Annotated in this window: 12 protein-coding genes; 9 read left to right on the plus strand and 3 right to left on the minus strand. The window is 34.7% G+C overall.

Features of this window, described 5'->3' with window-relative positions; genetic code table 11:
- Positions 1 to 330: 330 nt before the first annotated feature.
- The 7 genes from METVU_RS07295 to METVU_RS07325 all read left to right on the plus strand — a co-directional run bounded on the left by METVU_RS07295 (position 331) and on the right by METVU_RS07325 (position 8,106).
- Positions 331 to 2,307, plus strand: a complete 1,977-nt coding sequence (locus tag METVU_RS07295) for a CoB--CoM heterodisulfide reductase iron-sulfur subunit A family protein (protein ID WP_015733557.1) — start codon at positions 331 to 333, stop codon at positions 2,305 to 2,307.
- 144 nt (positions 2,308 to 2,451) lie between these two features.
- Positions 2,452 to 2,853, plus strand: coding sequence for a F420-non-reducing hydrogenase iron-sulfur subunit VhuD (gene vhuD / locus METVU_RS07300; protein WP_015733558.1), 402 nt, complete (start codon positions 2,452 to 2,454; stop codon positions 2,851 to 2,853).
- 203 nt (positions 2,854 to 3,056) lie between these two features.
- Positions 3,057 to 3,896: a F420-non-reducing hydrogenase subunit VhuG gene (gene vhuG, locus METVU_RS07305; protein WP_048197107.1), complete on the plus strand. Its 840-nt coding sequence runs from the start codon at positions 3,057 to 3,059 to the stop codon at positions 3,894 to 3,896.
- Between the two features lie 94 nt (positions 3,897 to 3,990).
- Positions 3,991 to 5,247, plus strand: a complete 1,257-nt coding sequence (vhuA, locus tag METVU_RS07310) for a F420-non-reducing hydrogenase Vhu subunit A (protein ID WP_015733560.1) — start codon at positions 3,991 to 3,993, stop codon at positions 5,245 to 5,247.
- Between the two features lie 85 nt (positions 5,248 to 5,332).
- The gene (gene vhuU / locus METVU_RS09150) at positions 5,333 to 5,485 is read left to right on the plus strand and encodes a F420-non-reducing hydrogenase selenoprotein subunit VhuU (RefSeq protein WP_015733561.1); all 153 of its coding nucleotides are present in this window, start codon (positions 5,333 to 5,335) and stop codon (positions 5,483 to 5,485) included.
- 112 nt (positions 5,486 to 5,597) lie between these two features.
- Positions 5,598 to 6,773, plus strand: coding sequence for a F420-non-reducing hydrogenase associated-polyferredoxin VhuB (gene vhuB, locus METVU_RS07320; protein WP_015733562.1), 1,176 nt, complete (start codon positions 5,598 to 5,600; stop codon positions 6,771 to 6,773).
- A 25-nt stretch (positions 6,774 to 6,798) separates the two neighbouring features.
- On the plus strand, positions 6,799 to 8,106 hold the full coding sequence (locus METVU_RS07325; RefSeq protein WP_015733563.1) for a formylmethanofuran dehydrogenase subunit B: 1,308 nt from the start codon (positions 6,799 to 6,801) through the stop codon (positions 8,104 to 8,106).
- A gap of 280 nt (positions 8,107 to 8,386) precedes the next feature.
- On the opposite strand, the gene METVU_RS07330 is transcribed toward METVU_RS07325, so the two are convergent.
- Genes METVU_RS07330 through METVU_RS07340 form a run of 3 tightly spaced genes read right to left on the minus strand, consistent with a single transcriptional unit; the run spans position 8,387 to position 10,372 of the window.
- On the minus strand, positions 8,387 to 9,178 hold the full coding sequence (locus METVU_RS07330; RefSeq protein WP_015733564.1) for a hypothetical protein: 792 nt from the start codon (positions 9,176 to 9,178) through the stop codon (positions 8,387 to 8,389).
- Positions 9,179 to 9,220: 42 nt separating this feature from the next.
- Complete coding sequence (locus METVU_RS07335; RefSeq protein ID WP_015733565.1) at positions 9,221 to 9,745, minus strand: hypothetical protein; 525 nt, start codon at positions 9,743 to 9,745, stop codon at positions 9,221 to 9,223.
- Positions 9,746 to 9,796: 51 nt separating this feature from the next.
- Positions 9,797 to 10,372, minus strand: a complete 576-nt coding sequence (locus METVU_RS07340) for a hypothetical protein (protein ID WP_015733566.1) — start codon at positions 10,370 to 10,372, stop codon at positions 9,797 to 9,799.
- Positions 10,373 to 10,755: 383 nt separating this feature from the next.
- Between METVU_RS07340 and METVU_RS07345 the strand changes: the two genes are divergently transcribed.
- Both METVU_RS07345 and METVU_RS07350 read left to right on the plus strand, forming a co-directional pair.
- Positions 10,756 to 12,216 (plus strand): methyl-accepting chemotaxis protein, encoded by a 1,461-nt coding sequence (locus METVU_RS07345; RefSeq protein ID WP_015733567.1) that lies wholly within the window; start codon positions 10,756 to 10,758, stop codon positions 12,214 to 12,216.
- 180 nt (positions 12,217 to 12,396) lie between these two features.
- Positions 12,397 to 13,437 carry a CheF family chemotaxis protein gene (locus METVU_RS07350; protein WP_015733568.1) on the plus strand — a complete coding sequence of 347 codons (1,041 nt, stop codon included), beginning with the start codon at positions 12,397 to 12,399 and terminating at the stop codon, positions 13,435 to 13,437.
- Positions 13,438 to 13,585: the final 148 nt, after the last annotated feature.

Raw genomic sequence — 13,585 nt, forward strand, 5'->3', positions numbered from 1 at the left:
TAAAAAATCTGTGTGGGGGAGGGGTGTTAAACCCGTAAATTCTGATAACCCATCGGAGCCGGCTCCTCACGGTGCGGGTTATCAGCGATGAGGTGGGGGGCTCATCGCTATCCCACCCGCACCTAACAATCATATTCAGCTTTACCTATATAAAGTTTTCGATACAAAAAACTTTAATTAAATTTAAAATATTTTTAACAGAAAACTGCCCTTTACTGCTTAAATTATTAGATTGTTTAATGACTTCTATTAGTCAGTTTAAGAATATATATTTTTATAGGAATCCACCTAATTAATTGATTGTGATTTCTATTCTTTGGAGGTGAATCTATGTCCCCAAGAGTTGGGGTATTTGTCTGCTACTGTGGAGCAAACATCAACGGTGTCGTTGATTGTGAAGCAGTAAGGGACTTTGCAGAAAAACTTGATGGAGTAGTAGTAGCAAAAACGTATCCATTCATGTGTGCAGACCCAGGACAAAACCTAATTAAAGAGGCAATAAAAGAATACAACCTTGATAGAGTTGTTGTTGCAGCGTGTACTCCAAAAATACACGAGCCAACTTTTAGAAACTGTATAAAAGATGCTGGTTTATCCCCTTACTACTTAGAATTCGTTAACATCAGAGAACACTGCTCTTTTGTTCACATGAACGACAGAGAAAAAGCAACTAAAAAAGCAATGGAGTTAGTTGCTGGAGCAGTTGAAAGAGCTAAAAGATTAGAAGATGTTCCTCAAAAAATTGTAGAAGTTGATAAATCCTGTTTAATTATCGGAGGAGGTATCGCAGGGATCCAAGCAGCTCTCGACTTAGGAGATCAAGGTTATAAAGTTTATCTTGTAGATAAAGAACCATCCATCGGAGGAAGAATGGCACAACTTGCCAAAACCTTCCCAACCGATGACTGTGCACTGTGAATTTTGGCCCCAAAGATGGTTAGCGTTGCAAACCACCCCAACGTTGAACTTATCACCTACGCTGAAGTTAAAAATGTAGAAGGATTCATTGGAAACTTTGAAGTCACTATAGAGAAAAAACCAAGATATGTGGATGAAGATATTTGCACTGGTTGTGGAGCATGTGCTGCTGTATGTCCAATTGAAGTTCCAAACGAGTTTGATTTAGGTTTAGGGACAAGAAAAGCTATTTACGTTCCATTTGCACAGGCAATACCTCTCGTCTATACAATAGATATGGAACACTGTATAAGATGTGGATTATGTGAAAAGGCCTGTGGTCCAGGAGCTATAAGATACGATCAAAAACCAGAAGAGATAAAACTAAAAGTAGGAACAATTATCTGTGCAGTTGGTTATGATGAATTTGATTGTACATTAAAAGAAGAATACGGCTATGGAATTTATGACAACGTTATAACAACCTTAGAATTAGAGAGAATGATCAATCCTGCAGGACCAACAGGAGGGCATGAAATAAGACCAAGCGATGGAAAACATCCTCATAGAGTAGTGTTTATACAGTGTGTCGGTTCAAGAGATGCAAAAGTTGGAAAACACTACTGTTCAAGAATCTGCTGTATGTTCGCTTTAAAGAACGCTCAATTAATGAAACAGCACGATCCAAACACAGAGGTATACATCTGCTACATGGACATCAGATCCTTTGGAAAAGGTTATGAAGAATATTATAGAAGAGCTCAGGAACAATTTGGAGTTAAGTTTATTAGAGGAAGACCTGCCTGTATAATGGAAGATCCAGAAACGAAAAACTTACTTGTTAGAGTAGAGGATACATTATTAGGAGAGATCGTAGAGATCGAAGCGGACTTAGTTGTGTTATCAGCTGGTTTATCACCAAGACCAGATAATCCAAAATTAGCAAAAATGCTCGGATTAGAATTAAGCCCAGATGGATTCTTCAAAGAACTACATCCAAAATTAGCCCCAGTCAACACGAAAGTTGATGGTGTAGCAATTGCAGGAGTTGCTCAAGGGCCTAAGGATATTCCAGACACAGTGGCTCAGGCAAAAGGGGCTGCAAGTGCTGTTTCAATACCAATGGCTCAGGGACAGTTTAAGATAGAGATGATCAGGGCTATTGTTGATGAAGATGTCTGTGGAGGATGCCAAGTTTGTGCTAAAATGTGTCCATACAACGCTATAACCTATGTAGAGAAAGATGGACACTTAATTGCCCAAGTTAATGACGTTGCATGTAAAGGATGTGGTGCATGCGCCGGAGCGTGCCCAAGTGGAGCAATGCAACTAAGATACTACAGAGACGAGCAAGTGATCGCATTTGTTGATGGTATCTTAGAAGCACATCAAAAATTAGAAGCAAAATAATCAAAAAACTAAACAATAACTAAAACAGCGATTTATATTTAGATGAGGCACCGAAAAGGTGCTGATAAAGTCAGATATTTAAAAAATTAATGAAACTCAAAATAATTAAAAAAATATAAAATAATTATCTCTCGGTGATCAACTATGGATCCTGTAATTATTGCCTTCTGTTGTTATCAATGAGGATACGGGGCTGCTGATTTAGCAGGAACAAGTAGAATGCAATACCCTGCAACCGTAAGGATCGTAAGGCTCCCATGCACAGGTAAATTCGACATAACCTATGCTTTAAGAGCTTTCCAGAAGGGAGCCGATGCCGTTATGGTTGTAGGGTGAAAAAAAGGAGAATGTGCTTACGAAACAGGAAACTTTAAAGCTGAAGAGAGGGTTAGGTTCACTCAACAATTATTAGATGAATTGGGAATCGGTGGAGAAAGAATAGATATGTTTTTCATGTCTGCTGCTGAGGCAGATAAATTCGTCTCCGCCGTTAACGAAATGACCTCAAGAATAGAAAAACTCGGACCTAACCCTCTCAAAGAATAAGCCGAAGATTAAAGGGATGAGTTCTCTCGGGAACCCACAAGGGACCGAGAGGACGACCGCCCCTACGTGAGGGGTTCTTCGGCTTTAACTTAAAATAATTTTAGTTTTTTAGATTTTAAAACACTTATAATTGCAAAATAATACACAAAACACAACACATAGATTCAAATTATTGGGTGATTATCTTGGCAGTTAAAGTAGGGATGATCCAACTCTGTGGGTGCTCTGGTTGCCACATATCCCTATTAGACCTACACGAGAAACTATTGGAAGTATTGCCAAATTTAGAAATTGTTTATGGCCCAATTGTGGCAGATCCTAAAGAGATTCCAGAAGGAATAGATGTGTTCTTAGTAGAAGGAGGAATAAGAAACGAGCACGATGAACATTTAATTCATGAAATAAGAGAAAAGTCAAAAATTGTTATTGCATGGGGAACCTGTGCCGCCTATGGAGGAATTCCAGGTTTAGGAAATCTATACAAAAAAGAAGAATTACTAAATTATGTCTACTCAACTGACTCAACAGAAAATAAAGGAGAAATACCTTCAGAAGAAATTCCACCACTTGAAGAGTATGTTAAACCAATAAAGGACTTCATAAAAGTGGATTATACAATACCGGGATGCCCTCCAACACCAAAAATGATCGCAGATGCAATTATAGCACTACTAAATGGAGAAGAACCAAAATTACCAACAAAGATCGTATGTGATGAATGTTCAAGAAAAAAAGAGAATGTCTTTCCGGAAACATTTAAAAGAACTTATGAAGGAAAACCAGATCCAGAAAGATGCTTATTTGAGCAAGGATACACTTGCTTAGGATTTGCTACAAGAGCAGGTTGTGGAGCAAAATGCCCAAGTGCAGGAGTTCCATGTAGGGGTTGTTTCGGTAAAACAGATAGATCACTGGACTTAGGTGCTAACGCTGCTAACGTGTTGGCTAATGCAGGAGAGGCCTCATTAAAAATCCCTGATAAAGTAGCTCTGTTGAACAGATTTACACTACCTGACGCTCTAATAAACAGAAAAGCCAAATAAATTCAAAAATAAATTATGTTAAAAATCAAAATTAAACTTAAAAACAAACTCAAATAATATAGATAATATAAAATACAAAAATAAGGGTGAATTTATGGGGAAGATAGTAATTGAGCCCCTATCAAGGTTAGAAGGGCACGGAAAGGTTACAATAACATTAGACGAGGACGGAAAACCAAAAGACGTTAAGCTACATATAACAGCATTAAGAGGATTCGAACAGTTTGTTATTGGAAGGCCAGCTGAGGAAGTTCCAAGAATCGTTCCGAGAATCTGTGGTATTTGTCAGACAGCCCACCACTTAGCAAGTGTAAAAGCGATAGACAGTGCTTGGGGTGTTGAAATCCCTGAAGTAGCTAAAAAATTAAGAGAATTAATGCTTGTAGGAAACATGATTCACAGCCACGCTTTGCACTTCTACTTCTTAGCGGCTCCTGACTTCGTTCTTGGAGTAGATGCAGATCCAGCAATAAGAAACGTTGTTGGAGTTATAGATAAGGCCCCAGAAGTTGCTAAACAAGCAATTGCTCTAAGAAAATTTGGTCAAAGTATAGTTGAAGCCGTCGGAGGAAAAGCAATACATCCCGTTACAGGAATTCCAGGAGGACAATCAAAACCACTTACAGAAGAAGAAAGAGATGCCCTATTAAAAGAAGTAGATCAGATGATAGAATATGGAAAAAACGGAGTAGAACTCATAAAACAGATAAACGAAAAATTCATGGATCAGATAAAAACACTTGGAGTTATAGACACATACTACCTCGGTTTAGTTAAAGATGGAAAACATAACTTCTATGACGATACATTAAGATTCTTATCTCCTGATGGAAAAGAAAAAGTTGAGTTTAAACCGGAAGAATATTTGGACTATATTGGAGAATACGTAGTCCCATACAACTATGTAAAACACCCTTACTACAAAAAAGTCGGCTATCCTGAAGGAGTTTATAGGGTTGGGCCATTAGCAATGCTAAACGTTTGTGATGAAATGGAGACCCCACTTGCAGAAGAATACAGAAAAGAATTTTTAGAGATCTTTGGATTTCCAGCAAATCAATCATTAGCTTACCACCATGCAAGATTAATAGAACTTTTAAGTGCATGTGAAAGAGCAAAAACACTCTTGGAAGATAACAGTATAACATCCGATGACATCAAAACAGATGTTGAACCAAAAGCAGGAAACGGTGTTGGGGTTGTCTACGCTCCAAGAGGTGTTCTAATCCACAACTACGAAACAGACGACAATGGAATAGTAATTAAAGCAAACATGATAGTTGCAACAACCCACAACGTCCCAACTATGGAAAAAGCAATACAACAAGCAGCACAAGAGATATTCAAATAAACAAACAAAAATACAATAAAAAATAAATAAAAAAATAAAAAAATGAGAAAAAATTAACGATCATCAAAGTAATTACGGTGATAAAATGACAGAAAAAAGCACAGTAAAAGTTGATGAAGTAAAATTAAACTTAATAGAAATGGTTTTAAGAGCTTATGATCCTTGATACTCATGTGCTGCTCACATAATAGTAAAAGATGAAAAAGGAAACAAAATTATTGAGGTTATTAAAGAATAAGCTCACAACCGAACCCATTTGGGAGGTTGTGGGCTCTTCCCCTCTATGCAGAGGGATTTGCTAAAATCCTTTTTGTGGATTTTAGCGTATAATTTTTAGGAGGATGAGATTAATGAGCATAGTGATTCAGAGGGATGTTTGTTTGGTTTGTTATGCTTGTCAGGCGGAGTGTCCTACTGGGGCGATTGATATAGATAGTTTTAGGGTTTGTGATTTGTGTATGGAGTGTGTTATGGTTTGTCCGACTGGGGCTTTGATGGAAGAAGAGATTGAGGTTAATGGGAAGAAGTTGAAGAGGGTTAATTATTTGGCTCATAAGTGTGAAAAGTGTGGGGCTTGTGCTAATGCTTGCCCTATTGGTATAAAGAGGGTTGATGATACTTTCCCTTACTCGAAGGGGCATTGTGTTCTTTGTCAGAAGTGTATTGACGTCTGCCCAATAGAGATCATCTCAATACCTGGAGTGATTGATAAACCGAAGAAGGAAGTTAAAGCTCCAAAAGAACCAATTGTCGTTACTGATGATTGTGTGGGTTGTGGAGTTTGTGTTCCTGAGTGTCCTGTAGGAGCTATAACGTTAGAGGATGGTAAGGCGGTTATTGATAAGAGTAAGTGTGTTTATTGTAGTATTTGCGCTCAAACGTGTCCGTGGAATGCAATTTTCGTGGCTGGAAAGATTCCTAAAAAAAGGAGGAAAGAGGTTAAAAAATTCGAAGTTGATGCAGAAAAATGCGTTTACTGCTTAAAATGCGTCGAAATCTGCCCAGGAGATATGATCAAAGTTGATGAAAACAACATGATCGTAGTGCCACCAAAATCATGCCCCGCCTGTAAACTCTGCGTTAACACCTGCCCAGTTAATGCTTTAGATTTAGAGGTTAAACTAAGCTCCCCACACCCAATAACTGACGAGGGTTTAGTCATCGTAGAAGAGGACTTTGACGTATTGAAAAAATGTGCCTCCGTCTGTCCAACAGAAGCAATCATCGTTGATGAAGAGAAAAGAGAAGTAAGAATGTGCATCGTCTGCGGAGCTTGCACCGTCGCATGCCCAACAGGAGCTCTAAAACTTGGTAAAATAGAACACAACGGAAAAGAATACAACAGAATCGAATTCAGCCCATACTTGTGTGATAAATGTGGAAAATGCGTAGAAGTCTGCCCAATGAAAACACTACGACTATCAAGAGGCAAACTACCACTAAAAGGATACTGCGTAATGTGCCTACTCTGCCTAAGCATAGCAGAAAAAGAAAAAAAAGAGAAAAAAGTTTTAGAGTTAAGATAAAATAAAAATCAGGGGTGAATCCCTTATGGTAAAAGTTGTTAGAAATGTTGTCTGCCCATTCTGTGGGACTTTGTGTGATGATTTAGAAATATTAGTTGAAGACAACCACATAGTTGGAACAAGACACGCGTGTAGGATTGGAAACGCTAAATTTATGCACTTTGAAGGAGCAGTTAGATACACAGAACCATTGATGAGGGAAAATAAAAAAGATAATTTTAAAAAAGTTGACTATGAGACAGCAATAGAAGAGACAGCACGACTATTAACTGAGTCATCCCTTCCTTTGATATATGGATGGAGTGCTACTGAATGCCACGCTCAGATGTATGGGGTTGAGTTGGCTGAATTAGTTGGAGCAGTTATAGATAACACTGCGAGTGTTTGACACGGACCTTCAGTTATGGCTTTGCAGGATGTAGGATACCCTGTCTGTACCTTAGGAGAGGTTAAAAATAGAGCTGATGTTGTTATCTTTTGGGGTTCTAATCCAATGCATGCCCACCCAAGGCATATGAGTAGGTATTCAATATTTGCGAGAGGATTTTTCAGAGAGAGGGGTAGAGAGGATAGGACTTTGATTGTTGTTGATCCAAGGGAAACAGATACTGCAAAGTTGGCTGATATTCACTTACAAGTTGAGCCACATAAGGATTATGAGTTGGTTAGTGCAATGAGGGCTGTATTAAAGGGCTTTGAATTGCAAGTGGATAAAGTTGCTGGCGTTCCAGCTGACTTAATATATGAGGCAGTAGAAGTTTGTAAAAATGCTCAGTTTGGAGAGTTGTTCTTCGCTATGGGAGTAACGATGACAAGAGGTAAGCATAGGAATATTGATAACGCTATTCAGTTGGTTATTGATTTAAACGCATACACAAAATTCGGACTAATGCCAATGAGAGGACACTACAACGTAAATGGATTCAACCAAGTTCTAACGTGGGTTACTGGTTATCCGTTTGGAGTTGATTTTTCAAGAGGGTATCCAAGATACAACCCCGGAGAGACAACGGCTAATGATCTCTTGCAGAGAGGAGAAACTGATATGATGTTGAACATCGCTTCAGACCCTGGAGCACACTTCCCACAAAAGGCAGTTAAGCATATGGCAAAGATTCCACTGGTTTGTATTGATCCTCATGAAACACCAACAACTCAGTTAGCAAATATAATTATCCCTCCGGCAATTGCTGGGGTTGAAGTTCCGGGAACTGCTTATAGAATGGATGGTGTCCCAATCCCCTTGAAAAAGGTTATAGATCCTCCAGAAGGTGTTTTACCAGATAGTGAGATATTGAAAATGCTTATCAAGAAAGTTAAAGAAATGTTATAAACATATTAAAGAATATAGATGTTCGAGATAATAAAGTATATATATGAGAGAAACAGATTAGATTATTGGGGTGGGCGTGCAACGCTAACCATCTTTGGGTATCCTACATCCTGCGTTGACACGTCGTTGTGTTGGAGGGGAACCCGTAAGGGACCCTCCAACATCTTATTATTTTGGATATTTTAATCGATTTATTTTTATATCCCGATTTTTAAATTTAAAATTCAAAACTCAAAAAATAACCAATACCACGAATACAAGGCATTTAAAGGATATAACTCTATGAAGAGAGTTCTTTTTCAATTTCCTTTAGGTAATTATCTATTTTTCCGTTTATTTCATCAACTATCTCAATAGCTCTATCTAAGCTTTCTTCATCACATTTATTTAGAAGTTTTTTAATATCATCTATTCCTTGATATATTTCTTTTATTAATTTTATGACATCAACAACTTTCACTCCCCCACTTTCCATTAGCTCCTTGATTTTCTCTGACATTGTATCTATTTTTTCAGATATGGTATCTACTTCATCAGATAGCTTATCTAATTTTGAAGAGTAGTTCTCAGTGTTTGCTATTATTTTATCTAATTTTTCCATTAGCTCCATTTTTGATGAGTCATATATTTTTTTAATTTTATCAGATATTTGATCTAATGCCTCATCAGATAGATCTACCTTTTTTAGATTTTCTAATTTAGTTAAAACCTCTTTTAACATGTTTTCTATTCTTTCATATCCATTATTTTTCACAATTTCCAATATTTTATCTAATTTTTCATTTATCTCTTTTATTTCATCCCCATTTTTTATTCTTTCTTCGCTATCTGAATTTCTTATATCTTCCTCATTATTGTTTAAATCTAAATCCGTATCGTTTTTATTATCATTTATTTTACTTTCTTCTGTGTTTTTTTCTTCATTATCGTTATCCTTATTATCAGTTTTGGGAAGATTCGAAGTTTTTAACTTATTGTATAAACTACTTGCAAGTTTTTCAAGATTTTTAGCTCTATCTATTAGATCATCCTTCTGAATTTGGTTTTCAGTGGTCTCATTACTTTGCTCCATAAAAACCACCCGAATTCTAACATTAGTTAAAAGTATTAAATATTAAAACAGTTTATTAAAATTTATGAAAACTCCAACAAATGACATTAAAATAACTACATATACTAATATCTCAATAATATTTAACTCTCGTTCAATAAACTCGTGAGATTTGTTGAACGCACTTATTAAGGATGTTAGATAAGTTAATCTTTTTTTAAGGATATTGGTTTTTTTCTCAATATTTTTATGTCGTTCTTCAACTTTATTTGAAAATGTTGTGGCGAGTTGCCTTACCTCTAAAAGTTCCACAGATACTTCATTAATCGACTCATTTGAGTTCTCCAATAGTATTTTTATATGATCTAAATGCTCTAAATATTTTGTTAAAATCTTTTTAAGTTCATATAACTCTATAATAACCATACTTATCTTTTCATTAGAGGCCTCTAACCCATATTGAATCTCTGCAATATAATTATTCATCTCCGAGATCAGGGCTTCTACTTCATCAATAGCAACTTCTGAGTTTATTTTTGATAAATTTTTTAAATTAAATATACCCCTCCCCATATCTTGATTTGACATTTTCAAACCCCCACACATTTTATTATTTTTATTTTTGAATATTTATTTTATTTAATGATTACATTCGTTTAGTGTGTTATCTAAATCTAAGAGTAAATCTTTTAAACGTTCTTCCAATGCAAGATTTTTCTTTGAGATCTCTGATAACATTTTTTTGTTAGATTCTATTATTGCAGACGCCTTTTCAAATTCTAACATCACTCGATTTGACGCATCAGAATTAACTGTTTTTAATTTTGCTATCGTTTCATCTAATTTTGATATTGAAGTAGAATGTTTTTCAATTTCTAAGTTCAAGTTTTTTGTTATTTTTTTAATATTTTCAATAACGTGTGTCAGATTTTCTAAATTTTCAACAAACTTTTCAAGAATATCAGGATTTAAGCTTCCCCCATTTTTATATCTTTCCAATATTTGATTGTATTTATCTTCAACAATATCCAGTGTTTTTTCTACGTTGTCTAAGACAGGATTCAATTGACTTATTAAATTAGCCATATCCTCATTTCCTTTTCTAAAATTTATAGCACTGTTTAATAGGTAGTTTATTGACTGATCAAGTTTTAAAGCAATCTCTAAATCCAAATTTTTACAATCATTTTTATTTTTATCTATGTTATCGTTCATCGTTAGCACCTCCCCCCTCAGATATTCAATATCGCTGTCAATTATTTTTATACTAATTTTATTATTAATTATTATTAATTATTTATATATTTACTAATTAATTTTAATAGCTAATTCCTAATCATATCACACAATACATAAGTTAAATATCCAAGTTATTTATTGGATTATCGATTTTCGTATTATCTTTTTAAATTTTTGTAAAATTGAACCCAAAAAATAAAAGATATATATCTCCTCGTTAAATACTATTTCAGTGGGAATGATTCAACTTAACATTATAATAAATATTTTAATTAATCTCTACCAAATCAAATATTATGACAATAAAAACTATAAAAATACTACTATATATTTATGTCGCATGCAAGGGGGGAGGGAATATGAATTTGACTGTAAAAGCAAAGATCTTAATGATAATTTTCACATATGTAATTTTAATAATATTATTCTCGATTTTAATTCTACATTCATCTAACTTAATGGAAATACTAATCGCTTTTAATATCTTAGCAATAATAACAGCAGGGATCTTTATCTTCTTTATGAAGAAAACAGTATTTGATCAACTTAGTGAACTTGAAAGAGTTACTAAGGAATTTGCCGAAGGAAAAACAAACATAAAGAGAAATCCAAACATAAAGTTTAACAAGAATGATGAGATAGGGAAGGTATATTATAACATAAAGTATGTATACTTCAACTTTAAAGAAAAAGTGGATGAAATCCAAAAAAGCAGAAAAGAATTAAGAAAACTTATAAAAGATATTGAAAAAGTAATGAATGCAATTATAAACGGGGATCTTACTGCAAGGATGGATGAAAGCGGAGAAAGAAACAGGGTTCAAAAGATCATCAATAGGGCGTTAGATAAGTTATCGATGATGGTATGTGAGTTAACAAACACCGTTGTTAAGTTAGAAGATGAGATCAAAAGAGCTAACGAAGAAGTCGAGAAATTGAGAGAGACATCGGATCAGATCGCTGATGCAGCACAGCAAGTTGCGGTAGCAGCAACAGATCAATCCAATAAACTGCAAGATCTAACGCAGGAGTTAGAATATACTGCAAAACTTTCTGAAGAAACTTTAAAGGCCTCTGAAGAGGGAGTTGTTGCAATAAATGAAGTAGAAGAAAAATCGAATGAAGGAGTGAAAAATGTAGAAAATGCTATTGAAACAATGCAAAGAATATCAAACGTTATTGATGAATTAGGAAAGGCACTCGAAGAATTAGGAAGAAAAAGCCAAAAAATCAATGAAATTACTGCTTTAATTAAAGATATTGCTGAGCAAACAGGACTTTTGGCTTTAAATGCTTCTATTGAAGCGGCAAGAGCTGGAGAGGCAGGAAGGGGTTTTGCTGTTGTTGCAAGTGAGATCAAGAGTTTAGCCGAAGAGATCGGAAAATCAGTTGAAGATATAAATAGAACAGTTGAAGAAATAAGAACTGCCATTGAAAAAACAATTGATTTAGGATTAACTGGAAAAAATGAAGTTGATAGAGGGGTTATTGCAATAGATGAAGTTAATAACGCATTTCTAAAAATAAAGGAGGCGGTAGATAGAACCAAGGAGGTTATAGATAACATTAAAAATGCTGCAAAAACCTCAGTAGAGAATGTAGAAAAGTCATTAAGAGATGTTCAAGATATTGCTTCAATCTCTGAAGAGTTTGCTGCAACTGCTGAAGAGTTAACTGCCTCAACAGAAGAACTTAACAGTGCAATTTCAGCATTTAGAGATATAATTCTCGACTTGGAAGAAACTGCTAAAATTGCTTCAGAGTTATCAAGAAGGTTCAAAGTTGACAAGATCTGCAAAGTAATAAACAACAAAACATAATTGGCCTTAAATTGAGTTTCTTAGCGACAGTTAATAGTAAGACCGAAAGTATGATAAATATGCTTTAAACATATATAATAAGCATAGGGCAATGGCAATAATTAAAGCCCTTAAACCTATAAAAATTTTAAAATATGTATAAAAAATTTTTCAATATATTTCCATAGGGGGGAGGACATTATGGCAAGAAAACCGAAAGAAGTTGCAGTATTTAACGGAAAAGGGATTTTGTTAAACCAATACACTATGAAAAATCCAGTTTTAAAATGGGAAAAATTAGATATTATACTGTATGAAGATAAAATAAATTTTATATTTCCAAACAAAAAAGTAGAAGTAGAGCTCCAACATGTTGAAGATGTGGGGGCTGAACTTCCAAGGAGGGCAATAGAGGTTGCAAAATCGTCGTTGGAGGATATAACCTATCACTCCTCTATAACATTCAGACCTCCAGAGTCAGACAAAACAATGGTTGGATTTGCCCCTGAAACATCCATATATGGGAGAAAACCAATAGAAAACTTTCTTAGAAAAGTATTTTATGTTCTTTTAAATAAAAAAGAGATAAAAATCCAATATGGAGCAATAAAAGGAGGTAGTATTGATCCAAATGTTAAGTGGGAGGATGGGTATTTAATATTCGTTCAGAGAAAAAGTGCCCTTTCAAGTGGGGAGATCTTGGCAGTAGCAGTTTTAGAAAATGGAAAACCGAAAATATATAACTTATTTTCCAATATAGAATCAATACGATTAAAAACCAAGTTAATAAATGAAAATGAAGAAGCAGAAGTTTTAGAAATAAAACAAATAAAATCAAACGAGACAATAACATCATACCTATACATTGAAAAAAGAGAGCGACTCTTTGTTTTAAGATACATAGCCACACTTACAAAATACAAAAATACAGTAAAAGACCTACTTCCAAAATCAGAAGACGAATTAACCTCAGAATTCGCAGCTGAAAGCTGGTCTGGAGAAAAAATAAAAAGTGAGGTAGAAAAATTAAGCCCTGAAGAGCAAGAAATACTGATGGCATTGTATACGGGAATATCTCCCTTAGAGTTACCAAATATGTTAAATATGGACGTTGATGAAGTTGAAAGAATCCTTGATGAGTTAATAGATAAAGGGCTATTAAATTTAGTTAGAATCAGAAAAGAAGTAGAATTGTCAGAAAAAGGTAGAGCAGTTACTAACTATATTGTAACCAATTTCTAACTCCACTAAATCCTTTAAAAATTTTAATATCCCATCTAAATCTATATTTCGATAATATTTGAATATTTGTTAACGATAAAAGAAAAAGCAAAAATAATATATATCAAAAAAACCATTAAAAAGTAAAATTAGCGTTAGTAAAATTGAG

Origin of the sequence: Methanocaldococcus vulcanius M7, from assembly GCF_000024625.1 — an archaeon.
In the GTDB taxonomy this organism is placed as follows: domain Archaea; phylum AGJL01; class Methanococci; order Methanococcales; family Methanocaldococcaceae; genus Methanocaldococcus; species Methanocaldococcus vulcanius.